Source organism: Amycolatopsis sp. NPDC028719, assembly GCF_055565395.1.
The window spans coordinates 155,930-180,878 of the sequence record NZ_JBVHUL010000017.1; the positions used below are offsets into that span (position 1 = coordinate 155,930).

General features: G+C 73.4%; 24 protein-coding genes. 11 read left to right on the forward strand and 13 right to left on the reverse strand.

The window, feature by feature from the left end; genetic code table 11:
- Positions 1-86: 86 nt before the first annotated feature.
- From ACZ4TR_RS47460 to ACZ4TR_RS47495, 8 genes are all read right to left on the reverse strand, one after another.
- Entirely contained in the window at positions 87-692 is a 606-nt protein-coding gene (locus ACZ4TR_RS47460; RefSeq protein ID WP_364528063.1) for a flavodoxin family protein, read from the reverse strand.
- Positions 689-1,999 (reverse strand): UDP-glucose dehydrogenase family protein, encoded by a 1,311-nt coding sequence (locus ACZ4TR_RS47465; protein ID WP_465295569.1) that lies wholly within the window; start codon positions 1,997-1,999, stop codon positions 689-691. The genes ACZ4TR_RS47460 and ACZ4TR_RS47465 overlap by 4 nt, the downstream gene beginning before the upstream one ends.
- Positions 1,992-2,942, reverse strand: a complete 951-nt coding sequence (locus ACZ4TR_RS47470) for a glycosyltransferase family 9 protein (RefSeq protein WP_364528057.1) — start codon at positions 2,940-2,942, stop codon at positions 1,992-1,994. Before ACZ4TR_RS47470 ends, ACZ4TR_RS47465 begins: the two co-directional genes overlap by 8 nt.
- Positions 2,933-3,619 (reverse strand): SDR family oxidoreductase, encoded by a 687-nt coding sequence (locus tag ACZ4TR_RS47475; protein WP_465295571.1) that lies wholly within the window; start codon positions 3,617-3,619, stop codon positions 2,933-2,935. The genes ACZ4TR_RS47470 and ACZ4TR_RS47475 overlap by 10 nt, the downstream gene beginning before the upstream one ends.
- Positions 3,620-3,644: 25 nt before the next feature.
- On the reverse strand, positions 3,645-5,012 hold the full coding sequence (locus tag ACZ4TR_RS47480) for a PfkB family carbohydrate kinase (protein WP_465295573.1): 1,368 nt from the start codon (positions 5,010-5,012) through the stop codon (positions 3,645-3,647).
- Positions 5,009-5,569: a D-sedoheptulose-7-phosphate isomerase gene (locus ACZ4TR_RS47485; RefSeq protein WP_465295648.1), complete on the reverse strand. Its 561-nt coding sequence runs from the start codon at positions 5,567-5,569 to the stop codon at positions 5,009-5,011. Before ACZ4TR_RS47485 ends, ACZ4TR_RS47480 begins: the two co-directional genes overlap by 4 nt.
- On the reverse strand, positions 5,569-7,242 hold the full coding sequence (locus ACZ4TR_RS47490) for a carbamoyltransferase family protein (protein WP_465295575.1): 1,674 nt from the start codon (positions 7,240-7,242) through the stop codon (positions 5,569-5,571). The genes ACZ4TR_RS47485 and ACZ4TR_RS47490 overlap by 1 nt, the downstream gene beginning before the upstream one ends.
- Positions 7,243-7,355: 113 nt before the next feature.
- Entirely contained in the window at positions 7,356-8,321 is a 966-nt protein-coding gene (locus ACZ4TR_RS47495; protein WP_465295577.1) for a UDP-glucuronic acid decarboxylase family protein, read from the reverse strand.
- Between the two features lie 71 nt (positions 8,322-8,392).
- Between ACZ4TR_RS47495 and ACZ4TR_RS47500 the strand changes: the two genes are divergently transcribed.
- The 3 genes from ACZ4TR_RS47500 to ACZ4TR_RS47510 are packed head-to-tail and all read left to right on the forward strand — an operon-like array spanning position 8,393 to position 10,973.
- Positions 8,393-9,241, forward strand: a complete 849-nt coding sequence (locus tag ACZ4TR_RS47500) for a polysaccharide pyruvyl transferase family protein (RefSeq protein ID WP_465295579.1) — start codon at positions 8,393-8,395, stop codon at positions 9,239-9,241.
- Positions 9,238-10,104: a glycosyltransferase family 2 protein gene (locus ACZ4TR_RS47505; RefSeq protein ID WP_465295581.1), complete on the forward strand. Its 867-nt coding sequence runs from the start codon at positions 9,238-9,240 to the stop codon at positions 10,102-10,104. Before ACZ4TR_RS47500 ends, ACZ4TR_RS47505 begins: the two co-directional genes overlap by 4 nt.
- The gene (locus tag ACZ4TR_RS47510) at positions 10,083-10,973 is read left to right on the forward strand and encodes a glycosyltransferase family 2 protein (protein WP_465295583.1); all 891 of its coding nucleotides are present in this window, start codon (positions 10,083-10,085) and stop codon (positions 10,971-10,973) included. The genes ACZ4TR_RS47505 and ACZ4TR_RS47510 overlap by 22 nt, the downstream gene beginning before the upstream one ends.
- Positions 10,974-11,038: 65 nt before the next feature.
- Here ACZ4TR_RS47510 and ACZ4TR_RS47515 read toward each other — a convergent pair whose 3' ends face one another.
- Both ACZ4TR_RS47515 and ACZ4TR_RS47520 read right to left on the reverse strand, forming a co-directional pair.
- A complete protein-coding gene (locus tag ACZ4TR_RS47515; RefSeq protein WP_465295585.1) occupies positions 11,039-12,247 on the reverse strand; it encodes a glycosyltransferase in 1,209 nt (402 codons plus the stop codon).
- A 19-nt stretch (positions 12,248-12,266) separates the two neighbouring features.
- Positions 12,267-13,196, reverse strand: a complete 930-nt coding sequence (locus ACZ4TR_RS47520; RefSeq protein ID WP_465295587.1) for a glycosyltransferase — start codon at positions 13,194-13,196, stop codon at positions 12,267-12,269.
- A gap of 93 nt (positions 13,197-13,289) precedes the next feature.
- Here ACZ4TR_RS47520 and ACZ4TR_RS47525 point away from each other — a divergent pair, with 93 nt between their 5' ends.
- The 6 genes from ACZ4TR_RS47525 to ACZ4TR_RS47550 all read left to right on the forward strand — a co-directional run bounded on the left by ACZ4TR_RS47525 (position 13,290) and on the right by ACZ4TR_RS47550 (position 20,915).
- Positions 13,290-13,904, forward strand: a complete 615-nt coding sequence (locus ACZ4TR_RS47525; RefSeq protein ID WP_465295589.1) for a DUF47 domain-containing protein — start codon at positions 13,290-13,292, stop codon at positions 13,902-13,904.
- Positions 13,905-14,900 (forward strand): inorganic phosphate transporter, encoded by a 996-nt coding sequence (locus ACZ4TR_RS47530; protein WP_465295591.1) that lies wholly within the window; start codon positions 13,905-13,907, stop codon positions 14,898-14,900.
- A gap of 66 nt (positions 14,901-14,966) precedes the next feature.
- Positions 14,967-16,157, forward strand: coding sequence for a zinc-dependent alcohol dehydrogenase (locus ACZ4TR_RS47535; RefSeq protein WP_465295593.1), 1,191 nt, complete (start codon positions 14,967-14,969; stop codon positions 16,155-16,157).
- Between the two features lie 19 nt (positions 16,158-16,176).
- The gene (locus ACZ4TR_RS47540; RefSeq protein WP_465295595.1) at positions 16,177-18,201 is read left to right on the forward strand and encodes a CocE/NonD family hydrolase; all 2,025 of its coding nucleotides are present in this window, start codon (positions 16,177-16,179) and stop codon (positions 18,199-18,201) included.
- A 33-nt stretch (positions 18,202-18,234) separates the two neighbouring features.
- The gene (locus ACZ4TR_RS47545; protein ID WP_465295650.1) at positions 18,235-19,308 is read left to right on the forward strand and encodes an NAD-dependent epimerase/dehydratase family protein; all 1,074 of its coding nucleotides are present in this window, start codon (positions 18,235-18,237) and stop codon (positions 19,306-19,308) included.
- Between the two features lie 14 nt (positions 19,309-19,322).
- Entirely contained in the window at positions 19,323-20,915 is a 1,593-nt protein-coding gene (locus ACZ4TR_RS47550; RefSeq protein WP_465295597.1) for a phytoene desaturase family protein, read from the forward strand.
- A 511-nt stretch (positions 20,916-21,426) separates the two neighbouring features.
- On the opposite strand, the gene ACZ4TR_RS47555 is transcribed toward ACZ4TR_RS47550, so the two are convergent.
- Positions 21,427-21,891, reverse strand: coding sequence for an SRPBCC family protein (locus ACZ4TR_RS47555; protein WP_465295599.1), 465 nt, complete (start codon positions 21,889-21,891; stop codon positions 21,427-21,429).
- Between the two features lie 81 nt (positions 21,892-21,972).
- Here ACZ4TR_RS47555 and ACZ4TR_RS47560 point away from each other — a divergent pair, with 81 nt between their 5' ends.
- Positions 21,973-22,959, forward strand: a complete 987-nt coding sequence (locus ACZ4TR_RS47560; protein WP_465295652.1) for a YihY/virulence factor BrkB family protein — start codon at positions 21,973-21,975, stop codon at positions 22,957-22,959.
- A 5-nt stretch (positions 22,960-22,964) separates the two neighbouring features.
- A complete protein-coding gene (locus tag ACZ4TR_RS47565; protein ID WP_465295601.1) occupies positions 22,965-23,354 on the forward strand; it encodes a VOC family protein in 390 nt (129 codons plus the stop codon).
- 79 nt (positions 23,355-23,433) lie between these two features.
- Here ACZ4TR_RS47565 and ACZ4TR_RS47570 read toward each other — a convergent pair whose 3' ends face one another.
- Together ACZ4TR_RS47570 and ACZ4TR_RS47575 are read right to left on the reverse strand one after the other, a co-directional pair.
- Positions 23,434-23,775 (reverse strand): hypothetical protein, encoded by a 342-nt coding sequence (locus ACZ4TR_RS47570; RefSeq protein ID WP_465295602.1) that lies wholly within the window; start codon positions 23,773-23,775, stop codon positions 23,434-23,436.
- A 133-nt stretch (positions 23,776-23,908) separates the two neighbouring features.
- A complete protein-coding gene (locus ACZ4TR_RS47575; RefSeq protein WP_465295604.1) occupies positions 23,909-24,922 on the reverse strand; it encodes a DNA topoisomerase IB in 1,014 nt (337 codons plus the stop codon).
- Positions 24,923-24,949: the final 27 nt, after the last annotated feature.

Here is a 24,949-nt window from a genome sequence, read left to right on the forward strand (position 1 = left end):
CCCTGTCGGGTCGGAGGTTGCGAGCCGCTTACCCCGTGATCGGAGCCACACTCGTCCGGCGCAACCACGTCACCCGAACGGAGTAGTCAGGACGCCGGGTACTGCTGCGCTCCGAGCAGGTTCGCCAGGTGGACGGCGTTGCGGACCAGCGTCGCGTTCGTGGAGGCCACGGCCTTGGGCGTCTCGTCGAGGTCCTGGTAGTCGCCACCCTGCATGGCTTCGCCGTTCCAGTACGTGGCGCCCTGCGCGGGCACCGTGAAGCCGGTGTCGTTCAGCGCCTGGAACAGGTCCGCGATGATCTTGTGGGCGCCGTCCTCGTTGCCGACCACCGCCGCCACCGCGACCTTGCCGAACATCGCCGGCCGGCCCTCGTCGTCCGTTTCGGACAGCTCGGCGTCCAGCCGCTCGAGGACACGCTGCGCGACGCTCGACATGTGCCCGACCCACGTCGGGGTGGCGACCAGCAGGATGTCCGCGGCGGCGATCTTGCGGCGGATCTCCGGCCACTCGTCACCCGAGCCCATGTCGGCCTCGACGCCCGGGCGGACGTCGTGGTCGACCACGCGGACCAGCTCGCCGGGAACGCCCTGCTCGGCGAAGAGGTCGAGCAGCTGGCGCGCGATGAGGTCGCTGCTCGACTTCGCCGGCGACGGCTTGAGCGTGCAGGTCAGCGCGAGGACGCGCAGGGTCATGACTGCCTCCGTGGGTGGGTGCCGACGCCGAGGTGCGTGAAGCCGGCGGCGGCGAGAGCGTCGGGATCGAGCAGGTTGCGGGTGTCGATGACGACCGCGTGCGCGGCCGACGCGGCCAGCCGGGCCCAGTCGAGGTCCCGGAACTGCGGCCATTCGGTGAGCACGACCAGCGCGGCGGCGTCCTTCGCCACCAGGTACGGGTCGTCCACCACCTGGACGGTGTCCAGGCCCGGCACGGCCCCGACCGCCGGGTCGTGCGCGGTCAGTTCCGCACCCGCCCGGGCGAGGTCGGCCGCCACCGCCAGGGCCGGCGAGTCGCGCAGGTCGCCCGTGCCGGCCTTGAACGCCAGGCCCAGCAGGCCGATCCGGGCGCCGGCGAGGGAGCCCGCCGCCGACCCGGTGACCGCTTCGCGCACGGCCCGCACGACCCGGGCGCGTTGCCGGGCGTTGACGCGGACCGCGTCGCGCAGGATGCCGAACTCGACCCCGGCCGACTCGGCCGCGTGCAGCAGTGCCGAAGTGTCCTTCGGCAGGCACGAGCCGCCCCAGCCCGGGCCAGGGGCGAGGAACTCCGGGCCGATCCGCGCGTCGAGGCCCATCGTGCGGGCGACCTCCCGGACGTCGGCGCCGAACCGCTCGCTCAGTTCGGCCAGGACGTTCACGTAGGACAGCTTCACCGCCAGGAACGCGTTGCTCGCGTACTTCGCGAGTTCGGCGCTGGCCGAGTCGGTCGCGACGAGCGGAGCGCCGGTCGGCTCGTAGAGACGCGCGACGCGGTGCGCGGCGGCGGACTCCGGCGGGTCGGTGCCCACCACGACCCGGTCCGGGTGCAGGAAGTCCTCGACGGCGTGGCCTTCCCGGAGGAACTCGGGGTTGGCCACGACCGGCAGGTCGTCCCGGCCCAGCAGGCCGGGCAGCCGGGCCGCGGTGCCGACCGGGACGGTCGACTTGGTGACGATCACGCAGCCGGGCCGCAGCAGCCGGCCCAGCTGCGGCACGACCGTTTCGAGGACACCGAGGTCGGGGCGGCCGTCGCGGTCGGGCGGCGTCGGCAGGCAGAGGAACACGATGCCGGCGCCGTACAGCTCGGCTTGGGCATCGGTGAAGGTGAGCGTGCCGTCCTCGAGGCCCTGGCCGACCAGCTCGGGCAGGCCGGGCTCGGCGATGGCCACCTCGCCCCGGCGCAACGCGTCCACTTTGGACTCGTCGGCGTCCACGCAGGTCACCCGGTGGCCGAGCCGCGCGAAACACGCGGCGCTGGTCAGGCCGACGTAGCCGGCGCCGACGATGCCGATGTGCTCAGCCATGCGGCACCCGCGCTTCCAGCGCCGAGCGGGTGGCGGCGAGCACGCGCTCCTCGCCGAGGAGCAGCAGGCCGCCGTCGGGCTCTTCGCCGTGCGGATCGCCGACGTTGCCGGCCCACAGCACGACGTGCTGGCGGGCCTCCGGCGGCGGGCCCCACAGGCGCGGCGGGGTCGGGCCGAACAGCAGCACCGACGGCGTGCCGAACGCGGTCGCGAGGTGCCCGACGCCGGTGTCACCGCACACGACGAGCGCCGCCCCGGCGACCAGCGCGGCCAGTTCCGCCAGGTCGGTCCGCCCGGCGAGCACCGCGTCTTCGCCGAGGCCGGCCCGATCGGCGATCGAGCGGGCCAGGTCGCGTTCGGCGGCGCTGCCGGTGAGCACGACGCGGTGCCCGGCCGCGGCGAGCGCGCCGACCACGCCGGCGAACCGCTCGGGCGGCCAGCGCCGGGCGGGGAACGCCGCGCCGGGGTGCACCACGACGGCGTCCGGGGCGGGGCTCGGGCCCGGGGGCACGGGCAGCCGCAGCGCCGTGCGGTCCGCCGGGTGGTGGGCGTACTCGACGAGCCGGCACCAGCGGTCGACCTCGTGCACGTCGTCGCGCCATTCGAGGCCCGCCACGTCGGGGAAGTCGGGGTGCCGGTGGGTCAGCAGCTCGCCGGGGTCGGCGGCCAACAGGTCGTGGACGCTTTCCGGGCCGCTGCCGTGCAGGTTCACCGCCAGCCTCGGCGGCGGTCCCGGCCAGGCCAGCTCGCCGAGCCCGGGCGTCGGCAGCAGCTCGTCGACGGCGTCGATCAGCTCGACCAGGTCGCGCAGCCCCTCCGGCGCGGCCAGCACCAGGCGGTCGTCCGGGTACGCGGCCCGCAGCGCCCGCAGCGCGGGGACGGCGGTCAGCAGATCGCCGAGCCCGAGCGCGCGCAGGACGAGGACCGCGGAGCTCACGGCCACGACCCCTCCTCCGAACCGCACACGACCAGCTCGCGGACCTCCGAGCCGGGGGGTTGCTGCAGCGCGAAGACGACGGTGTCCGCGACGTGTTCGGGCTGGTTGAGCTTCGCGTCCGGCGGCGGCTTGTACTGGTCGGTGCGGTCGTCGAAGAAGTGCGTCCACATCCCGCCGGGGATCAGGAGCGTGACGCCGACCCGCCCGGCCAGCTCGGCGGCCAGCGCGCGGGTGAACCCGACGACGCCGAATTTCGAGGCGCAGTAGGCGGTCGCGTCGCTCACGGCCTTGATGCCCAAGGTGGACGCGACGGTCACGACGGTGCCGTGCGAACGTTCCAGGAAGGGCAGCGCGGCCCGGACGACCGCGGCCGTGCCGAGCAGGTTCACCTTGACCACGCGCTCCCAGTCCTCTGTGGACACCGAGCCGAGCGGTCCGCAGGCGTCGGTGCCGGCGGCGGTGAAGACGCCGTCCAGGCCGCCCGCGCGCTCGGCCAGCTCACGCACCGCGGCCTCGGTCGCGGCGGTGTCGGTCAGGTCGGCTTCGACGTACTCGGCCGGGTCGTCGGGGCGGACGCGGTCGAGGATGTAGGGGGTGCCGCCCGCCTTGCGGACGGCGTCGACGGTGGCGGCACCGAGGCCGGACGCGCCACCGGTGATCAGGACGTTGCCGAGGGGTCGCATCGCACTCCTTGGGAAGTCGGGGGTTTCAGGCGCCGGCCGCGGCGGCGACCAGCCGGGACGTCGAGTAGCCCGGGACGGTCGGGACGAGCACGACCTCACCGCCGTGCCGCTCGACGACTTGACGTTCGGGGAGATCCGCCTGCGCGTAGTCACCGCCCTTGACCCACACGTCCGGGCGCAGCCGCTCCAGCACGGCGGCGGGGGATGCCTCGTCGAACACGGCGACGGCGTCCACAAAGGACAGGGCCGTCAGGAGCCGGGCCCGGTCGCGGTCCCGCACCAGCGGGCGGCCGGGACCCTTGAGGGCCCGCACCGACGCGTCGGAGTTCAGGCAGACGACGAGCGCGTCACCCAGGGCGCGCGCCTGCCGTAGCAGGCTCACGTGGCCGGGGTGCAGCAGGTCGAAGCAGCCGCCGGTGGCGATCAGGCGGCCCCCGCGCTCCCGGACGCGCTCGGCGAGGCCGAAGGCGTCCGTGGCCGGCTGCGGGTCCGCCACCGGACCGTCGTTCGTGGACAGTGCCGTGGCCCCGCCGTCGGCGACGAACCGCGCGGCCGCCTCGACCGCCGTCGCGACGGCCTCGGTCGTGTCCGCGCCGTCGAGCAGGGCCGCCGTGGCCGCGGCGGCGAACCGGTCGCCCGCACCGCACGTGTCCGGTGCGGAGTGCCCCGGCGCCCGCGCCGCGGACGGAACCGGCACGGCCGTTTCGCCGAGCCCGTCGGCGAGCACGGCACCGCGGGCGCCGACGGTGACGGCGACCGCGCCGGCGAGCCAGTGCCCGCGCAGCAGCTTGGCCAGCTCGGCCGGTTCCTCGTGCCCGGCGAGCACGGTGCGCGCTTCGGCGAGGTTCGGGGTGACCAGCCGGGTGCCCGGCACCGGCTGGGCGCCGCGCGGGTGCGGGTCCCAGACCACCGGGATCTCCTCGGACAGTTCGCGCAGGAGCCGCCGCAGGTGCGGGTTGCGCGTCACGCCGCGGCCGTAGTCGGCGACGAGGATCGCGCCGGCGCCCGCCAGGACCTCGCGCACCCGGTCCGGTGGCGGGTCGGCGGTGGCCGTGCCGTCGCCGGAGTCCAGGCGCAGCAACGACTGCCCGCCGGCGCGGACCCGGGTCTTGCACACCGTCGTGCCGCGCAGCGGCAGCGGCAGCACGGTGACGTCCGGTTCGAGCAGGCCGGTGAGCGCGTGCCCGCCTTCGTCGTCCCCCAGCGGCGTGACCAGCACGACCTCGGCCGCGGACCGCGCGGCCAGCAGGGCCGCGAGCCCGGCGCCACCCGGGCGGCGGCGGCGCGCGGTCAGGTCGACCACCGGCACCGGCGCCTCCGGGCACAACCGGTCGGCGGTGCCTTCGGCGTCGACGTCGAGCAGCGTGTCGCCCAGGACGACCAGCGGCTTCACGCCGTCACCCCGAGCGCGTCGTCGAGCGCCGCGCACAATCCGTGCACCAGCGCCAGGTGCATCTCCTGCACGGTCGCGACGGTCGGCGCTTCGACCGTCACGGCGTCGTCGCACAACGCGGCGAGGGGGTTCGGCGCGGGGCCGGTCAAGGCCCACGTCGTGACGCCCAGTTCGTGCGCGGCCTTCGCCGCGGCGACGACGTTCTGGCTGCTGCCGCTGGTGGAGAGGCAGACGAGGACGTCGCCCGGGCGACCGTGGGCGTGCACCTGGCGGGCGAAGACCTCATGGTCGCCGTAGTCGTTGACGATGGCCGTGGTCGCGGACGTGTCCGCGTGCAGCGCGATCGCCGAGAGCGGCCGCCGTTCGTGGCGGAACCGGCCGACGAGCTCGCCGGTCAGGTGCTGGGCTTCGGCCGCGCTGCCGCCGTTGCCGCAGGCGAGCAGCCGGCCGCCGGCCTCGAACACGCCGGCGAGGTGCCGGCCCCACGCGGTTATCTTGGGGGCGGATTCGCTGGTCCGGCGGGCGGCTTCCGCCAGCGCGGCGAGATGGTCTTCCATCACGGCACCTCCTTTTCCTCCGGCGACGCCGCGCCGGTTCGTGTCGCACGAGGACGCCGGAGCACGAACGGCCCCAGCGCGAGCAGGTCGACGGGCGCGGAGCCGAAGCACTCCAGCGCGTCGCGCGGCGAGTCGACCATCGGCCGTCCCGCGGTGTTGAGGCTGGTGTTGATCACGACCGGCAGGCCGGTGCGCCGTTCGAACCCGGCGAGCATCCGGGCGAGCACGGGGTTTTCGCGCTCTTCGACGGTCTGGACCCGGGCGGTGCCGTCGACGTGCGTGACGGCCGGGATGCGGTCGCGCCAGCCGTCGGCGACGTCGTGCACGAAAAGCATGTAGGGGCTGGGAAGCGGGCCGCGGGTGAAGATGTCCGCCGCCCGTTCGGCCCGCACCATCGGCGCCACCGGGCGGAACTGCTCGCGGCCCTTGACGTCGTTGAGCCGCTCCAGGTTCGCCTTGCGGCCCGGGTGAGCCAGGAGCGACCGGTGCCCCAGCGCGCGTGGCCCGAACTCGGCCCGGCCCTGGAACCAGGCGACGACCTCGTCGTTCGCCAGTGCCTCGGCCACGGTCTCGGCGACGTCGGCGGGACGCTCGTAGGGCAGCTTCGCCTTGACGAGGATCTCTTCGAGTTCTTCGTCGGTCCACCCGCGACCGAGGCCGGCGTCGCCCATGGGTGCGCCGCGCTCGCCCGCGTCGGCGGCGAGCTGCAGGGCCGCGCCCAGTGCGGTACCCGCGTCGCCCGCCGCGGGCTGCACCCAGATCCGGTCGAACGGGCCTTCGGCGTGCAGGCGGGTGTTGGCGACGCAGTTGAGCGCGATCCCGCCCGCCAGCGCCAGATCGCGCTGGCCGGTGCGGTCGTGCAGCCAGTCCGTGAGCTCCAGCAGGATGTCCTCGAGGACTTTCTGGACACTCGCGGCGAGATCGGCGTGCCGGCGGGTGAGCTCTTCGCCGGCTTCTCGGCGCGGCGCCAGTGCGGCCAGGTCGACGCCGGCGGCGCGGAAGCCGCCGTCGCCGGTGACGTGCACGTGTTCGCAGAGTGCGTCGAGGTACTCGGGCTTGCCGTAGGAGGCCAGCGCCATCACCTTGTACTCGTCGCTGGAGCGGGCGAAGCCGAGGTGCTCGGTCAGGTCTTCGTAGAGCAGGCCGAGCGAATGCGGAAGCCGTTGCGCCGCCAGCTCCTTGAACCGGCCGTCGCGGTACTCACCGGCCAGGTAGGACGTGCTCTCACCGCGGCCGTCGGCGACGAGCACGGCGCAGTCCCCGAACGGCGCGGCGAGCGCGGCCGACGCGGCGTGCGCGACGTGGTGGCGGACGAACCGGACGATGCCGGGGTCCAAACCGGGCAGAGCGGACTTGAGGAACAGCGGGGCCCGTTTCGCGAACTCGGTCCGCAGTTCCTCACCGCTCGGGTCGTGGCCGGCCAGACCGGGTTCGACCAGTGCGGGGTCGTAGGAGTAACCGACGGCGTCGAGGTCCTTCGCGGTCAGCCCGGCCTGTTCGAGGCACCAGGCCGCGGCCTGGGCCGGCTGCTCCCAAGTGGAGAACGGGACGGCCTGCTTGCCGTGCTTGCGGCGGCTGAAGCGTTCCTCTTCGGCCGCGGCGACGATTTCGCCGTCCACGACCAAAGCCGCGGCCGGGTCGTGAAAAACGGCGTTGATCCCGAGTATGCGCATCGACCTGCCTCTGGCGTTCCGGTGCGGACCTCCTGCCGTCCGCTCTCGTCTATAGCGCTACCCGGTGAAGTCACTCATAAACGATTGACGGCAAAAGCCCTGGGCGTCGCTACTCAGCGCGACGGCGCCCGCCGGAACCACGCCGCTGTGCGACGAAGACCGTCGTCGGCGTCGACCTTCGGTTCCCATCCCAGGACGTCGCGTGCGAGGGAGATGTCGGGGCAGCGGCGCTGGGGGTCGTCGACGACGGCGTCGATCTGCTCGATGGGCGAACCGGACCCGGTGATCGCCTTGATCCGTTCGGCGACCTGACGGACCGTCAGCTCGTGCGGGTTGCCGATGTTGACCGGACCGGGATGGTCAGACCGCGCGAGGTCCAGGAGGCCGCGGACGGTGTCTTCGACGTAGCAGATGGACCGGGTCTGCTCGCCGGTCCCGGTGACCGTGATGGATTCGCCCTTGAGGGCCTGGTCGAGGAACGCCGGGATCATCCGGCCGTCGTGGGCGCGCATGCCGGGACCGTAGGTGTTGAAGATCCGCGCGATCCCGGTGTCGACGCCGTGTTCGCGGCGGTAGGCAGAGGTGAGTGCTTCGGCGTAGCGCTTGGCTTCGTCGTAGACGCTGCGCGGCCCGATCGGGTTGACGTTGCCCCAGTACTCTTCGCGCTGCGGGTGTTCCAGCGGGTCGCCGTACACCTCGCTGGTGGACGCGAGGACGAACCGCGCACCGTCGCGGTGGGCGAGGTCGAGCGCGTGCTCGGTGCCGTACGAGCCGGCGCGCAGGGTTTCCAGCGGCAGGGCCAGGTAGTCGCGGGGCGACGCGGCCGAGGCCAGGTGGAACACGACGTCGGCCCGGCAGTTCAGCGGCATCGGCTGTGTGACGTCGTGGCGCACGAACCGGAACCGCTCGTGGCGGCGCAGGTCGTCGAGGGTGTCCGCCGAGGACGTCACGAGGTTGTCCACGGCGATCACTTCGAGGCCCTCTCGGAGCAGCAGCTCGCACAGGTGCGCGCCGACGAAGCCGGCACCCCCGGTCACCACCGCACGCTCGAACCGCCTGGTCACTCCCGGATTCGTCATGCCGATCCGGCTACCCGTCCCCGGTGCCTGCAAACTCGTTTAGGCTCCGTCACCCGGGTACCCGGTGGCGCATGCGAGTTCTGCTCACCGGATGGGCCAGTTTCCTGCACGGCGAAGCGACCGCGGGGGACGTCCTCAGCCTGAGCGCGGTGGGAGCCGCGCTGACCGAGGCGGGGATCGACCACGACGTCGCGTGGAGCCCCGGCTTCCGCCCCGGCGCCCGGCACCTGCCCGATGCACCACCCGAGGACTACACCCACGTGGTGTTCGCCTGCGGCCCGGTGCACGGGCCGCAGGTGCGTTCGCTGCACGAGCGGTACGCGGCCTGCCGCCGGATCGCGGCCGGGGTCAGCGTGCCCGACCCGGAAGACCCCGCCGTGACCGGGTTCCACCGGGTCTTCCCGCGTGACGACGGCGTCACCCCGGACCTCTCCCTGGCCGCGCCGGTCTCGAAGACACCGGTGCTCGGCGTGGTCCTGGCGCCGCACCAGCCGGAGTACGGCGGCGCGGGGCGGCACGGCGAAGTCCACGAGGCGCTGACCGCCTGGGTCGCCGGCCTCGACTGCGCGCGGGTGCCCGTGGACACGCGGCTGGCGCACGAGGACTGGCAGCGGTGCGCCACGCCGGACCAGTTCGTCTCCCTGGTGTCCAAAATGGACGCCGTGGTCACCACGCGGCTGCACGGCCTGGTGCTCGGGCTGAAGGCCGGGGTCCCGGTCGTCGCCGTCGACCCGGTGGCCGGCGGCGGGAAGGTGACCGCGCAGGCGAAGGCGCTCGGCTGGCCGGTCGTGGCGGCCGAGGACGTCCGGGACACCGCCCTGCTCGACGCCCGCCTGAAGTGGTGCCTCGCCACGACGGTGGTGCCACCGCCGACGCCGTCCCTCTCCGGGCTGGTGGACGAGCTGGCGGAGTCGCGGTGAGCGCGCGCACGACTGTCGTCATCGCCACGCGCAACCGGGCCGGGGAGCTGGCGCGCACCCTCGCACAGCTGTCCTCTTTGGAGCCCCGGCCGCCGGTCGTGGTGCTGGACAACGCTTCCGAGGACGACACGGCCGAGGTCGCCGGCCGGTACCGGAACGTGCGGGTGATCCGGCTGCCGCAGAACCTCGGCGCTGCCGCCCGCACGCTCGGCGTCATCGTGGCCGACACGCCGTACGTCGCCTTCAGCGACGACGACTCGTGGTGGGCGCCGGACGCGCTGTCCGAAGCGGAACGGATCTTCGACGAGCACCCGCGGACCGGCCTCCTCGCCGCGCGCACCCTCGTCGGCCCGGAATGCCGGGACGATCCCGTGACGCCCGAAATGGAACGCAGCCCGCTGGGCCACCCCGACGGCGCGCCCGGGCCGCTGGTGCTGGGCTTCCTCGCCTGCTCGGCGATCGTCCGCCGCACGGCGTACCTGCAGGTGGGCGGCTTCAGCCCGCTGCTGCACTTCGGCGCGGAAGAGCAACTGCTGGCCTACGACCTGGCCGCGCGCGGCTGGGACGTCTGCTACGTCGGCCACCTGCGCGCCCACCACCACCCGTCGCGGTCGCGGCCGCCGTCGTCGTGGCGCCGCCGGGCCGAACTGCGCAACCGGCTGCTCATCGCCGTGCTGCGGCGCCCGCCGCGCATCTGCCGCCGCGAGGTCGCCCGGACGCTCGTCACCGCACCCCGGGCCGTGCTCGGCGCGGTGCCCCGGCTGCCGCGGGCGCTGAGCTCCCGCCGCGTGCTGCCCGACCACGTCGAAGACCAGGCCCGGACACTGGAAAGGACCGCCGAATGGCGCGCATCTCGGTCGTGATCATCACCTGCAACCGGCGTGAGCAGCTGCGGGAAACCCTGGCACACATGACGTCGCTGCCGGACGACCCGCCGATCTTCGTCGCGGACAACGGGTCCGCGGACGGCTCCGCCGACATGGTCGCCCGCGAGTTCCCCGGCGTCCGGCTGTTCCGGCTGGCGGAGAACCTCGGCGCGGTGGCGCGCAACGTCGCCGTCGAAGAGGTGACCACGCCGTACGTCGCGTTCTGCGACGACGACACCACCTGGCAGCCGGGCGCGCTGACCCGGGCGGCGGACCTCCTGGACGCCCACCCCGGCCTCGGCTCGGTGACCGGGCGGTGCCTGGTCGAACCCGGCCTGGCCGAGGACCCGATCACGCCGGAGCTGCGCGAGTCGCCGGTGCCGGGTCCGTCGTGGCTGCCCGGACCGGCGCTGCTGGGCATCATGGCCGGGTTGACCGCGGTGCGCGTGAGCGCGTTCCGGGAGGTCGGCGGCTTCTCGACGCGGATGTGGCTCGGCGGCGAGGAGGAGCTCTTCGCCCTCGACCTCGCCGCGCGAGGCTGGTGGATGTGCTGGGCGGAGGACGTGGTGATCCACCACGCGCCGTCGAAGCTGCGCGATCCCCGCCACCGCCGTCGCCTCGGCATCCGCAACACCCTGTGGACGCTCCTGCTGCGCCGCCCGTGGCCGGCGGTCTTCCGCCGCGGCCGAGAGGTGCTGCGGTCCGCGCCCGCCGACCTGGCCACGGCGGCGGCGCTCGTCGACGTCGTGCGCGGCCTGCCGTGGGTGCTCGCGGACCGCCGGGTGGTCCCGCCGCACGTCGAGCACGGTCTGCGCCTGCTGGAAGAACCCCAGCGGAACTCGAAGGCCCGCCGCTACGTGGGCTGAACGCTCCGAAGGCCACCATGAGGGAACCAGGTGCCCTCATGGTGGCCTTCAGAGGCTTTGCCCGGTCAGCGGGCCTCGGCCGTGACCGCGGTTTCCGGCACCAGCTTGCGGTACGCCCGCAGCGTGTCGGCGGCGACGCGGTCCCACGAGTAGCGGGCCGTCGCGCGGTCGTGACCCGCGGTGCCGTACGCGTGGCGCAGCGCCGGGTCGTCGAGGAGCCGCCGGATCCGGGACGCGAGCTCCCGCGGCTGCTGCGGGCGGACGAGCAGGCCCGTGACGCCGTCGACGACGGTGTCGGTCAGCCCGCCCACCGCGGCCGCGACGACCGGGACCCCGCAGGCCATCGCCTCGAGGGGCACGATCCCGAACGGCTCGTACCAGGGCGTGCACACGACGGCGTCGGCCGAGCGCAGCAGGGCCGGCATGTCCTCACGGGACACCTGGCCGGCCCACCGGACGCGGTCGCCGACGCCCAGCCGCTCGGCCAGCTCGCGCAGCCGCTTCGCCTCGGGGTCCTGCGACAGCCGGCCCCGCTCGGGGCCGCCCGCGATCACCAGTTCGGTGTCCGGCAGCTGGGCGAGCGCGGTGATCGCGATGTCGAACCCCTTGCGCGGCACCAGCCGGCCCACGGTCACCAGGCGGTGGCGCTCCCGGCGCCGCGCCACGGGGCCGTCGGGGCTGAACCGGCCGAGGTCCACGCCGCAGGGCACGATCGAAATCCGTGACCGCGGCACGCCGAGGCGCGACAGCTCGAACACCTCGTCGGAGCAGGTGGCGATCACCCGGCCGGCCTGCCGGCCGATGATCCGCTCCAGCCGGACCCGGTCGGCCGGGCTGGTGTCCTGGGCGCCTTGGTAGCGCTTCTTGACGACGCCGAGGGCGTGGAAGGTCTGCGCGACCGGGGTCCCGGTCGCGCTCGCCGCGAGGGCGGTCGCGAGGCCGGACATCCAGAAGTGCGCGTGCGCCAGGTCCGGCCGGTCGGCCGACCACCGGTCGCGCAGGACGCTGCCGAACTCGCCCATGTACGGCAGGAGGCGGTCCTTCGGCTCCTTGCGCGGCGGCCCGGCGGGCACGTGGACCACGCGGAACCCTTGCGACGTCTCGACCTCGGCCGGTTCGTCGCGGCTTTCCCGGCGCGTGTAGACGGTGACGTCGTGGCCGCTGCGCGTGAGGGCGGCCGACAGCTCGGCGACGTGCACGTTCTGTCCGCCGGCGTCGGCTTCGCCCAGTGCTGCCAACGGGTTGGCGTGCTCGGACACCATCGCGATCTTCATCGGGTGGTCCCTTCGAGGTTCAGCGGACCGTCTCGGCGAGGAGGCGGTCCCAGGTGGTGAGGAAGGCGTCCAGCCCGTGTTTTTTCAGGGCGTGTTCGCGTGCGTTCTTGCCGGCGAGGGCGGCGAAGTCGGGTTCGTGCACCAGTTCGCGGAAGCCCCGTGCCAGCACGGAGATGTCGGTCGAGAGCACGCCCGCGTCGGGCGGCACCGCCTCGATCGCCTCGGTGGCGGCGAAGACGACGACCGGCATCGCCAGGTGCATCGCCTCCAGGAGGGACAGTCCGAGCGAGGTCCAGCGGGCGGTGTGCAGGTAGACGCGGCGGCGGGCGATCTCGTCGTGCAGCGCCGGCGCCGGGACGTCGCCGTGGCCGCCGACCTCTTCGCTCCCGATGCCGAACAGGTCGACCGGGGCGGCCTCGGCGAGCGTGTCGAGGAGGTCGGCGCCGGTGACGCGGCGCCGGCGCACCGGCTCGTTGATCATCGACACGCCCGCGGCCAGCTCGCCGGTGTAGCGCGCGCCCGGGTCGGGGATGCCGTGCGGGACGACCGTCGTCGGCGCGCGGCCGCAGTCCCACATCGCCTGGTTGAAGTGCGTCACGTGCGCGACGGTGATGTCGGAGCGCCCGGCGAGGGGGTGTTCGCTCGACGCGGCGTACGGCCGGGGCGCGTTGTGTTCCACGTAGACGGACGGCACGCCCAGGTGCGCGACCAGGTCGAGCTCCTCCGGGCGTTGCAGCACGACGACGTCGGGCTCGGCTTCGGCCAGCCGGTCGAGTGGCACTTCGGTCACCGACGGCCAGTTCCGGCCGGCCTTGCCGAGCCCCCACGGGGGCCCTTCGGGGGAGACGGGCAGCAAGTAGTCGTGGCGGCCGCGGACGAAGGCGTCGGTCCACGAGCCGTGCACGTGCCAGAGCAGTACTCTCAGGCGCCGGGAGCCGGGATCGGTCATGACCTTCTGGTTTCCCGGAGACAGCCTGTTAAACGTGCCTCGACACGGGGTACCCGGCTCACGGCGCTTGCGTCGACGAAGGGACGGCCATCCATGCGGTTCACCCCCCGGGGTACGCGGTTCTTCGAACTGCTCACCGACATGGCGAGAAACCTGGTGACCGCCACCGCGGTGCTGCGCGAGCTCATCGCCGCCGAGCCCGCCGAGCGCGAGCCGCTCGCGAAGCGCCTGCACGAGGTCGAGCACCACGGCGACGAGCTGATGCACACGATCATGGTGGAGCTGAACAGCTCGTTCGTGACGCCGTTCGACCGCGAGGACATCCAGGCGCTGGCCGGGAAGATCGACGACGTGCTCGACTTCATGGACACCGCGGCCGACCTCGCCGTGCTGTACCGGCTCGAAGCGTTCCCGCCGGGCACCGACGTCCTGGTCCGGGTGCTCTGCCGGGCCGCGGAGCTGACCGCGGAGTCGATGCCGGGGCTGGCCAAGGTCGGGGAGCTCGAGCCGTACTGGATCGAGATCAACGAGCTGGAGAACGAGGCCGACCGGATCTACCGGCGGATCCTGGCCCACCTGTTCGAGCCCGGCGGGGACGCCCTCGAGGTGCTGAAGACCAAGGAGGTCGTCGAGCAGTTCGAGCTGGCGGCCGACGCCTTCGAGCACGTCGCGGACGTGGTGCAGACCATCGCCGTCAAGGAGTCCTGAGTGACGGGCACCGCCGCCCTGGTCGTCGTCATCGTCCTGACGCTCTTCTTCGACTACACCAACGGGTTCCACGACGCGGCGAACGCGATCGCGAGCGCGGTGTCGACGCGGGCGCTGACCCTGCGCGCGGCGCTGCTGCTGGCGGCGGTGATGAACCTGGCGGGCGCGCTGCTGTCCACCGGCATCGCTGCGACGGTGGCCAAGGGCATCATCGACGTCCCGGCCGGCCCGGACGCGCTCACGGTCGTGTTCGCCGCGCTCGCCGGGGCGATCACCTGGAACCTGATCACCTGGTACTTCGGGCTCCCGTCGTCGTCCTCGCACTCGCTGATCGGCGGGATGGTCGGCGCGGCGCTGGCCGCCGCGAGCACCGTGCACTGGGCCGGGATCGGGGAGAAGGTCCTGATCCCGATGGTCCTGTCCCCGCTGCTCGGGCTGGGCCTGGGCTACTTCGCGATGGTCGCGGCCCTGTGGCTGCTGCGCCGGGCGAACCCGCACCGCAGCGGCCGGGTGTTCCGCCGGTTCCAGATCCTTTCGGCGTCGGCGCTCGCCCTCGGCCACGGCCTGCAGGACGCGCAGAAGGGCATGGGCGTGATCGTCCTGGCGCTGGTGGCGGCGGGGGAGCAGTCGACGTTCGAGGTGCCCGTATGGGTGACCCTGCTGTGCGCGGCGGCCTTGTCGCTGGGCACCTATTCGGGCGGTCTCCGCATCATGCGCACCCTGGGGCGGCGGGTGTTCCCCCTGGACCCGCCGCACGGTTTCGTCGCCGAGTCGGTGGCGTCGTCGGTGCTGTACGTGACGGCGTTCGCGGTCAAGGCCCCGATCTCGACGACCCACGTGATCACGGCGGCGATCATGGGCGTGGGCGCCACGCGGCGGCTGTCGGCGGTGCGGTGGGGCATCGCGCGCGACATCATCCTGGGCTGGGTCCTGACGTTCCCGGCCGCGGCGGCGGTCGCGGCGGCGGTGTACCTGGTGGCCGACGCGCTCACCTGAGCCGCGTTTGCTGCTCGCCGACGTGGGAAACCGGATCCCGAGACCCGCACGCGGAAAGGGAGAGCCATGAAGGCAGTGACCTGGCACGGCAAGCGCGACGTCCGCGTCGAGGAGGTGCCGGACCCCAAGATCGAGGAGTCCACCGACGCGGTCATCCGCGTGACCTCGACCGGGATCTGCGGCTCCGACCTGCACCTGTACGAGGTGCTGGGACCGTTCATGACCGAAGGCGACATCCTCGGCCACGAGCCGATGGGTGTCGTCGAAGAGGTCGGGCCCGCCGTCCCGGACCTCAAGCCCGGCGACCGCGTGGTGATCCCCTTCAACATCTCCTGCGGCCACTGCTGGATGTGCGAGCGGGGCCTGCAGTCGCAGTGCGAGACCACCCAGGTGAAGGAGCAGGGCAAGGGCGCCGCGCTGCTCGGCTACACCAAGCTCTACGGCCAGGTCCCCGGCGGCCAGGCCGAGTACCTGCGCGTGCCGCAGGCCCAGTACGGCCCGATCAAGGTCCCGGATGGCCCGCCGGACGAGCGGTTCGTCTACCTCTCCGACGTCGTGCCGACCTCGTGGCAGGCCGTCGAGTACGCGAACGTCCCGAAGGACGGCACGGTCGTCGTCTTCGGGCTCGGGCCGATCGGGCAGATGTGCTGCCGGATCGCCCGGCACCGCGGCGCCGCCCAGGTGATCGGCGTCGACCTCGTGCCCGAGCGGCTCGCCCGGGCCCGCGAACACGGCGCCACCACGCTCGACACACGCGACCACAAGGACATCGGCGACGCCATCCGCCAGCTCACGCACGGCCGCGGCGCGGACTCGGTCATCGACGCCGTCGGCATGGAAGCGCACGGTGCCCCGGCCGGCAAGCTGGCGCACACTCTCGTCGGGCTGCTGCCGCAGCCGCTGGGCGAGAAGATCACCGAGAAGGCCGGCATCGACCGCCTGAGCGTGCTGTACGCGGCGATCGACAGCGTCCGCCGCGGCGGCACGATCTCGCTGTCCGGCGTCTACGGCGGCATGGTCGACCCGATGCCGATGATGGAGCTCTTCGACAAGCAGATCCAGCTGCGGATGGGCCAGGCCAACGTCCGGCACTGGCTCGACGACATCATGCCGGTGCTCACCGGCGACGGCGACCCGCTCGGCGTCGAAGGCTTCGCCACGCACAAGCTGCCGCTGGCCGACGCGCCCCGCGCGTACGAGATCTTCCAGAAGAAGCTCGAGGGCGCCCAGAAGATCCTGCTGCAGCCCGCCAAGTAACCCGGGAGGGAACTGACTCTTGCGAGCCGTCACCTCGCTGCCGTACGAAATCACCGTCGAGGACCACGTCCGGATCCCGGCGTCCGACGGGACCGTGCTGTCCGCCCGCATCTGGCGGCCGGTCGCGTCGGACACCGAGCCGGTGCCGGCGATCCTCGAATACATCCCCTACCGCAAGCGGGACCTCACCGCGCCGCGCGACTCGATCCACCACCCCTACCTCGCCGGGCACGGGTACGCCTGCGTGCGCGTCGACATCCGCGGCACCGGCGAGTCCGAGGGCGTTCTGGCCGACGAGTACCTCGAACGCGAGCAGCTCGACGCCGAGGACGTCCTGGAGTGGATCGCCGCGCAGCCGTGGTGCACCGGCGACACGGGCATGATGGGGATCTCGTGGGGCGCGTTCGCCGCCCTGCAGGTCGCCGCGCGGAAGCCACCGAGCCTGCGGGCGATCGTGATCTCGTCGTTCACCGACGACCGGTTCGCCGACGACATGCACTACATGGGCGGCTGCCTGCTCTCGGACAACGTCGCCGAGTCGGGCACCATGTTCGCCTACGCCACGCTGCCCCCGGACCCGGCGGTCGTCGGCGAGCGGTGGCGCGACATGTGGCTCGAGCGGCTGGAGAACTGCAGCCTGTGGATCGAGAACTGGCTCGCCCACCAGCGCCGCGACGACTACTGGCGGCACGCGTCGGTCTGCGGGAACTACACCGACGTCCAGGTCCCGGTGCTCGCCTCCAGCGGCTGGGCCGACGGCTACTCGAACGCCGTGATCCGGCTGCTCGCCCACCTCGACGTGCCGCGGCGCGGGCTGATCGGGCCGTGGTCGCACAAGTACCCGCACCTGGGCGAGCCGGGCCCGGCCATCGGCTACCTCCAGGAAGTCGTGACGTGGTGGGACCACTGGCTGCGTGGCGAGGAGAACGAGGCCATGGACGGGCCGATGCTGCGGACGTGGATGCAGGAGAGCGTCCCGCCGTCGACGTCCTACGAGGACCGGCCCGGCCGGTGGGTCGGGGAGTCCACCTGGCCGTCGCCGCACGTCAAGCCGACCGAGCTGCCCTTGGCGCGCCACCGCCTCGCCCGCCCCGAAGAGACCGTCGAAGACGAGGCGCTGACGGTGTCCTCGCCCCTTTCGGTCGGGCAGTTCTCCGGCAAGTGGGCCTCCTACAGCGCCCCGCCCGACCTGCCCTACGACCAGCGCGAGGAGGACGGCGGCTCGCTGGTCTTCGACACCGACGTGCTCACCGAACGCTGCGAGATCCTCGGCGCGCCGAAGGTGCGCCTGGAGGTCTCGGCCGACCAGCCGGTCGCGATGGTCGCGGCCCGGTTGTCCGACGTCGCGCCGGACGGGCGCGCCACGCGCGTCACCTACGGCCTGCTCAACCTGACCCACCGGGACGGCCACGACGAGCCGGCGCCGATGGAACCCGGCGAGCGCTGCGCGGTCGAGATCGAGCTGAACGCCGTGGCCCAGGCTTTCCCGGCCGGGCACCGGATCCGGCTGTCACTGTCCACTTCGTACTGGCCGCTGGCGTGGCCGCCGCCGATGCCGGTGCTGCTGTCCGTCCACACCGGACACAGCGCGCTGGAGCTGCCGGTGCGCCCGGTCGCCGAACCGGACGAGCTGCCCGCCAACCCCTTCGGCGAACCCGAAGGCGCGCCGCCGATCCCGGTCACCGCGCTGACGCCGGGGGAGCAGCGCTGGACCGTCTCGCGGGACCTCGTCGACTACCACTCCGCGCTCGACATCGTCAAGAACGCCGGCACCGTGCGCTTCGACGACCTCGACCTCGAGGTCACCCGCGACGTCCGCGAGCGCTACAGCTGGGAGGCCGACGACTTCTGCTCGCCGGTCGCCGAGACCGAGTGGTCGGTCACGTTCGCCCGCGGCGAGTGGCTGGCGCGCAGCGAGACCCGCACCCGGGTCTCGTGCACGGACACCGAGTTCGTCATCGACGCGCAGCTCGACGGCTACGAGGGCGCCCGGCGGATCGTCTCCCGCAACTGGCACCGGACGATTCCGCGCGACCTGGTCTAGTTTCACCTTCGCGTGACGGGGTACGCACCGGGAGTGCGGATCGTGATCACCGGGGCCACCGGCAACGTCGGAACGGCACTGCTGGCCGCCCTCGAACCCGGCCACGACGTCGTCGGCCTGGCCCGGCGGCTGCCCGACACGACGGCCGAGCCCTACCGCCGGGCGGGCTGGCGGGCCGTCGACGTCGGCGAACCCGGCGCGGACCGGGAGCTGACCGCGCTGTTCGAGGGCGCCGACGCCGTCGTCCACCTCGCCTGGGCCATCTCGCCGCTGCGCGGCGATCCGCCGATGTGGCGGACCAACGACCACGGCACCCGGCACGTCCTGGCCGCGACCGCGGCCGCCCGGGTGCCGCACCTGGTCGTCGCGTCGTCCGTCGCCGCCTACGGGCCCGCGCCGCGCTGGGAGCGCGTGACCGAGGACCGGCCGTGCACCGGGATCGCGCACAGCGCCTACAGCCGGGGCAAGGCCGCGCTGGAGACCCTGCTCGACCGGTTCGAACAACGGAACCCGCAGGTCGGGGTGGCCCGGCTGCGGCCGTGCGCGATCCTGCACCGGCGCGCGGCCGGGGAGTTCGCGCGCTGGCTGCTCGACCCGGTCGTGCCCGCCCGGCTCGTCGGCGGCCGCGCGCTGCCGGTTCCGCTGTGGACGGACCTGCGCGCGCAGGCCGTGCACACCTCCGACGTCGCCGAGGCGGTCCGGCTGATCCTCGACGCCCGCTTCACCGGCCCGGTCAACCTCGCCGCGCCCGACGTGCTCGACGCCGACGCGCTGGCCGCGGTCCTCGGCGGTACCCGGCTGCCGGTCCCGAAACCGCTGGCGCGGCTGGCCGTCCGGGCGGCCTGGGCGAGCGGTGCGCTTCCGCTGCACCCGGGCTGGCTCGAGCTCGCCGACCGGGCCGCGCTCGCGGACACGACCCTGGCGGAGATCGCGCTGGGCTGGCAACCTCGGTACGACGCCGCGTCCGCGGTCGCCGACCTGGTCGCCGGGCTCCGGTCGGGATCGGGTGCGGCGAGCCCGCCGCTGACCCCGCCACGCCGTGGCGGGGTGGTGTCCCGGCTCCGCTCGCTCGCGCGGGTGGGGCCGAGCCACCAGTCGCAAGCCTGAACGGGAGGCCGCCAGTGAGTACCGAAGCCGTCGATGCCGTCGTGATCGGTGCCGGCCACAACGGTCTGGTGGCGGCGAACGTCCTGGCGGACGCGGGGTGGTCGGTGCTCGTGCTGGAGGCGACGGACCACCCGGGCGGCGCGGTGCGGACCGCCGAAGTCACCGAACCGGGCTTCCGCAACGACTTGTTCAGCGCCTTCTACCCGATGACGGCGGTGTCGCCGGTGATCCAGGGCCTGCGGCTCGAGGAGCACGGCCTGCGCTGGCGGCACGCCCCCGACGTCCTGGCGCACGTGCTGCCCGACGACCGGTGCGCGGTGCTGTCCCGGGACGTCGACCGCACGGCGGCGTCGGTCGACGAGTTCGCGCCGGGCGACGGCGACGCGTGGCGACGGCTCTTCGAGCAGTGGCGGGAAATCCGCGAGCCACTGCTGAGCGCCCTGTTCACGCCGTTCCCGCCGGTCCGCCCGGCGCTGAAGCTGCTGCGCCGCACCGGCACGGCCGACGCGCTGCGCCTCGCGCGCATGCTGACGCTGCCCGCGCGCCGCTTCGGCGACGAGCTGTTCGCCGGCGAAGGCGCCCGGCTGCTGGTGGCGGGGAACTCCGCGCACAGCGACCTGTCCGTGGACAACGCGGGCAGCGCGGTCTTCGGCTGGCTGCTCGCGATGATCGGCCAGGACGAAGGGTTCCCGGTGCCCGAAGGCGGCGCCGGCGAGCTGATCTCGGCCCTGGTGCGCCGGCTGGAGTCCCGCGGCGGGAAGGTCCACTGTGGACGTCCGGTGCGGGAGGTCCTGGTCGGCGGCGGCCGCGCGCTGGGTGTGCGCGACGCCGACGGTGACCCGGTGCGGGCGCGCAAGGCCGTGCTCGCCGACGTCCCCGCGCCGGTGCTGTACCGCGAGCTGGTGGGGGAGGAGTGGCTGCCCGCGCGGCTGGTCGAGGACCTCGGCAAGTTCGAGTGGGACAGTGCGACGGTGAAGGTGGACTGGGCGCTGTCCGGCCCCATCCCGTGGACGGCGCCGGGCGCGCGCGGCGCGGGGACGATCCACCTCGGCGCGGACCTCGACGGGTTGTCGGCGTTCGGCGGCGAGCTTTCCCGCGGCCGGACCCCGCGCCGCCCGTTCCTGCTGCTCGGCCAGATGACCACGACCGACCCGACGCGCTCGCCGGCGGGCACCGAGGCGGCGTGGGCGTACACGCACGTACCGCGCGGCACGATGGAGAACCGGACTGCCCTGGAGCGGCGGGCCAAGCGCATCGAGGAGACGGTCGAGGCGAACGCGCCGGGGTTCACCGGCCTGATCAAGGCCCGGTACGTGCAGGGGCCGGCCGAGCTGGCGGACCACAACCCGGGCCTGGTGGGCGGCGCGATCAACGGCGGGACGACGGCGATCCACCAGCAGCTGTTCTTCCGCCCGGTGCCGAGCACGGGCCGCGCGGACACGCCGGTGGACCGCTTGTTCCTGGCGGGAGCGTCGGCGCACCCGGGTGGCGCGGTGCACGGCGGCCCGGGGGCGAACGCGGCCCGGGCGGCGCTGGCCCGAGCGGGTCGGCTCGGCGGCGGGTATGCCGCGGTGATCAAAGCGGCCCACCGCGCGATCTACGGCTGAGCAGCAGGTTGCGCTTCGACGGCGCGAGGTGCGAGTTCGGTTGGTGTAGGTAGCGGTGGCTGGCGTGAGGTGCGAGTCGCTTCGATGACGTACGCGCGCGGCGGCTTGCCGTCGGATGGCACCCGCTTGCCGCCGGCCGCCGGCCAGCACCCGCTTGCTGTCGGCCGCCGGCCAGCACCCGCTTGCTGTCGGCCGCTTGCTGTCGGCCGCTTGCCGGCACCAGCCACCCGCCAGCCGACACCCGCCAGCCGCCAGCCGCCAGCCGCCAGCCGACACCCGCCAGCCGGCACCCGCACCCGCCACCCGCCACCCGGCGCCCCCGGCTGGGACCCAGCGGTACGTGGTGGGACGCGGCAGGTCGCTGCTGCCGACCCCACGCCGAGTCGCCTCCGGATGCAGTGAATGACTCATTCCTGGCGTCCGACGCCAGGAATGAGTCATTCACTGCGGCAAGTTCGGGCCTGCCAAGGCGCCGGACGCGGTGAAAGGGTCGTTCACGGCACGCGGATTCCTACGGGCGAGGGTGACCGCTCTTCGCGCGGGCGTACTTACCCGTGGCCAAGTCGGCCAGCCGCGCCAGGGACTCCGTGTTCCGCGGCTTGATCAGCAGCGACTGCACCGCCGCCGGGAGCACCTTCCCGGGCCCGCGGACGATGTGCTCGGTCATCCGGACCAGGGTCCCCTCCCCGTGCGGCACCAGCGTCAACCCGACCGCCGCCGCGCCGAGGGGCCAGCCTCGCGCCTCCAACGAGAGCGAAAGTCCCGGCTCGACCGCCGTCACCACCGTCTCGTCCTGGATGTGCACCGGCCACGGGCCGACGCTGTGGTGGATCCGCGAGCCCACGGCGGGCCAGGCGTCCTCGACGTCGCGAATGTGGGAGCTCCCGACCACCCAGCCGGCGTAGAGCCAGCCGTCGGCGAGGACCTCGAACACGGCGTCGGGTGGCACGTCGATCACGCGGCTGACCTCGGTCACGGCTTCCTCCTGTGGTCGGGACGAACCAGGAGTACCCCGTCTCGTTCGGGGTATGCCCGCCGTCGACAAACGGAGGTGGCCATCGTGGCAAGACGGCGGAAAGAACCCGGGGGCCCGGGCGAACTGTCCAAGGGGACGTGGGGTGGGGTGCTGAAGCGCACCTTCAAGCAGTTCAACCGGGACAACCTGACCGACTGGGCGGCGGCGCTCACCTACTACGCCGTGCTGTCGCTGTTCCCGGGCATCATCGTGCTCACGGCGATCCTCGGTCTGCTGGGGCCGAACGCGATCCAGACCGTGATCGACAACGTCAACCAGGTCGTTCCCGGGCAGGGCAAGGACATCCTCGTCGGCGCGATCAAGGAGCTGGCCGGCTCGCGCGGCCTCGCCGGGCCGCTCGCGATCATCGGCCTGCTCGGCGCGCTGTGGTCGGCGTCCGGTTACGTCGGCGCGTTCATGCGCGCGTCGAACTCGATCTACGGGATGCCCGAGGGACGTCCGATCTGGAAGACGATCCCGCTGCGGGTCGCGCTGACGGTCGGCATCGTCGTGCTGCTGGCGGCCTGCGCACTGGGCGTGGTCGCGACCGGGTCGGTCGCCCGCCGGATCGGTGACCTGATCGGGCTCGGCTCGACCGGGGTCCTGGTGTGGGAGATCGCGAAGTGGCCGGTGATCGCGCTGCTCGTCAGCCTGGCGTTCGCGCTGCTGTACTGGGTCGGGCCGAACGTGCGGCAGCCGGGGTTCAAGTGGCTGACGCCGGGTGGGCTGGTGGCGGTGGTCCTGTGGGTGCTGGCGTCGGCGGGCTTCGCGTTGTACGTCGCGAACTTCGGCTCCTACAACAAGACCTACGGTTCGCTGGCCGGGGTGATCGTGTTCCTTGTATGGTTGTGGATCTCGAACCTCGCGGTCCTGCTGGGGGCGGAGCTGGACGCCGAGGTCGCCCGCGGGCGCACGATCGAGGCGGGGCGCGCGGAAGACCAGCAGGAGCCGTTCCTGCCGCCGCGCGACACGAAGGCGATGGACGACGACGAAGCCGCGGACGTGGCGAGGGAAACCGAACGGAGCTGAGCTGGATGGCCTGCCGGATCACCGAACTCGTGCTGGACTGCCGGGACCCCGACCGGCTCGCGGAGTTCTGGTGCGCGGCGCTCGGCTACGAGGTGATCGGCCACGAGCCCGACGGCCTCGAGCTGGGGCCGCCCGGCGGCCGCTTCGGCGAGGGACCCCCGACGCTGGTGCTGGCCCGGACGGAGCACCCCCGGCGCGGGAAGCTGCCGCTGCACCTGGACGTGAGCCCGGCGGGCAGCGACCAGGAGACGGAGCTGGCCCGGCTGCTGGCCTTGGGCGCGCGGCCGGCCGACGTCGGTCAGGACGGCAGCGAGTCCTGGGAAGTGCTGCAGGACCCGGAGGGCAACGAGTTCTGCTTGCTGCGCAAGGACGTGGGGGCGGGCGGGATGTCATGAACGAGTCGTTCACCGCGCCGGACGTGGTGAACGACTCTTTCATGACCTTCTCAGCCGCGCCCGCAGAGCCGGGCAGCCGTCAGCGCTCGTCGCTCTCAGCCGCGCACCGGCGCCACTGGACCCGATCACCGGCCCGATCCGCGTGCCACACGGTCGTCGCCTCGGACTCCCATGTCGGGAGCAGCCGGTCCGTCACCACGCGCCCACGGGCCACCCGGCCGAACAATTCCACGCCGTCGGCGCGCCGGGCCGCCGGGATCCACGCCGGGAACCTCGTCCCAGGCAGTTTCCGCTCGATCCACTCCCGGGCCGAGCCCTCGCTCCCGTGGTCGGACTCGACGATGCTCGACACCGGCCCGTCGCCGCCGACCGCGAGGCCGATCGACGCGCGCCAGCGCACAGGGGCAGCATCGGAGTTCACCGGTCCCAGGTTCCCGGAAGAACGGGTCCGCGGGCCAGTACACGGACGGGTGGATCGACGCTCACTCACCGTGTCTCCTGTCCCTCGATAACCATGAACCACCAGCTGATTTCCCCGATAAGGTGACCTTCAATCACGTGCGGCTGAGCAGGCGCGCGCACGCCTTCTCCAGGACCGCCCGTGCGTCGTCCCCCTCGGCGCGTGCGGCCCGCTTCAGCGCCGGCGCGATCGTGCGCTCCGCGCGGTACGCCTCGACCAGCCGCGGGTCCACATAGGACGAGCGGCACACCGCCGGGGTGTTGCCGAGCGCCCGCGAGACCTCCTTCATCACGCCCGCCTCCGCGCGCTTGCGAGCCGTCTCCGACGAAGGCGGGTCCGCCGTGGCGAACGCGGTCGCCGCCAGGACCGTCGCGTTCCACGTGCGCAGGTCCTTCGCCGTGCAGTCCTCGCCGGCCAGCTCCTTGAACCGCTCGTTGATGTCGGCCGCGTGCACCTCGTGCCAGGTGTCGCCCTCCCGGTAGACGAGCAGCCGGTCGCTGCCCGAATCGCTGCGCAGCAGGGACTTCACGACCTTCGCCAGCGCCGCGTCCCGGATCGCCACCTCGCGGTCGAGGCCGCCCTTGGCGACGTAGCAGAACCGGCACTCGTCCCCGCGGACGGCGGCGTGCTCCCGCAGCAGCGTCGCGACGCCGTGGGTGCCGTTCTCCTCGGCGTACTCCTCACCGCCGGTCCGGAAGATCCCGCGGTCGAGCATCCGCAGCGCCGCCGCGAGGACGCGCTTGCGGGTGAGGCCGCGCCCGGCCAGGTCGGCCTCGACCTCGGCGCGCCACGCCGGCAGCCGGCGCGCCATCGCCAGCACGCGGTCGTGCTTCTCCTCGTCGCGGTCCCGGCGCCACTGCTCGTGGTAGAGGTACTGGCGCCGCCCCGCGTCGTCGGTCCCCACGGCCTGGACGTGCCCGTTCGGGTACGGGCAGATCCACACGTTCCGCCACGCCGGCGGGATGACCAGGTCCTTGATCCGGCCGAGCACCTCCGGGTCGTTGACGGGCTCGCCGTCGGGCGTGGCGTAGGAGAACCCGCGGCCGCGGCGGATCCGCCGGATGCCGGGTCCCTGCAGGTCACTGCGCCGCAGTCTGGTGCGTCCCATCGCCGCCAAATACCCGCGCCGCGGGCC

What these genes read in the sequence shown, in the direction of transcription:
- ACZ4TR_RS47460 (WP_364528063.1), bottom strand. Translation starts at nt 692, where the DNA reads ATGACCCTGCGCGTCCTCGCGCTGACCTGCACGCTCAAGCCGTCGCCG.
- ACZ4TR_RS47465 (WP_465295569.1), bottom strand. Translation starts at nt 1,999, where the DNA reads ATGGCTGAGCACATCGGCATCGTCGGCGCCGGCTACGTCGGCCTGACC.
- ACZ4TR_RS47475 (WP_465295571.1), bottom strand. Translation starts at nt 3,619, where the DNA reads ATGCGACCCCTCGGCAACGTCCTGATCACCGGTGGCGCGTCCGGCCTC.
- ACZ4TR_RS47485 (WP_465295648.1), bottom strand. Translation starts at nt 5,569, where the DNA reads ATGGAAGACCATCTCGCCGCGCTGGCGGAAGCCGCCCGCCGGACCAGC.
- ACZ4TR_RS47490 (WP_465295575.1), bottom strand. Translation starts at nt 7,242, where the DNA reads ATGCGCATACTCGGGATCAACGCCGTTTTTCACGACCCGGCCGCGGCT.
- ACZ4TR_RS47495 (WP_465295577.1), bottom strand. Translation starts at nt 8,321, where the DNA reads ATGACGAATCCGGGAGTGACCAGGCGGTTCGAGCGTGCGGTGGTGACC.
- ACZ4TR_RS47500 (WP_465295579.1), top strand. Translation starts at nt 8,393, where the DNA reads ATGCGAGTTCTGCTCACCGGATGGGCCAGTTTCCTGCACGGCGAAGCG.
- ACZ4TR_RS47510 (WP_465295583.1), top strand. Translation starts at nt 10,083, where the DNA reads ATGGCGCGCATCTCGGTCGTGATCATCACCTGCAACCGGCGTGAGCAG.
- ACZ4TR_RS47515 (WP_465295585.1), bottom strand. Translation starts at nt 12,247, where the DNA reads ATGAAGATCGCGATGGTGTCCGAGCACGCCAACCCGTTGGCAGCACTG.
- ACZ4TR_RS47520 (WP_465295587.1), bottom strand. Translation starts at nt 13,196, where the DNA reads ATGACCGATCCCGGCTCCCGGCGCCTGAGAGTACTGCTCTGGCACGTG.
- ACZ4TR_RS47525 (WP_465295589.1), top strand. Translation starts at nt 13,290, where the DNA reads ATGCGGTTCACCCCCCGGGGTACGCGGTTCTTCGAACTGCTCACCGAC.
- ACZ4TR_RS47535 (WP_465295593.1), top strand. Translation starts at nt 14,967, where the DNA reads ATGAAGGCAGTGACCTGGCACGGCAAGCGCGACGTCCGCGTCGAGGAG.
- ACZ4TR_RS47565 (WP_465295601.1), top strand. Translation starts at nt 22,965, where the DNA reads ATGGCCTGCCGGATCACCGAACTCGTGCTGGACTGCCGGGACCCCGAC.
- ACZ4TR_RS47575 (WP_465295604.1), bottom strand. Translation starts at nt 24,922, where the DNA reads ATGGGACGCACCAGACTGCGGCGCAGTGACCTGCAGGGACCCGGCATC.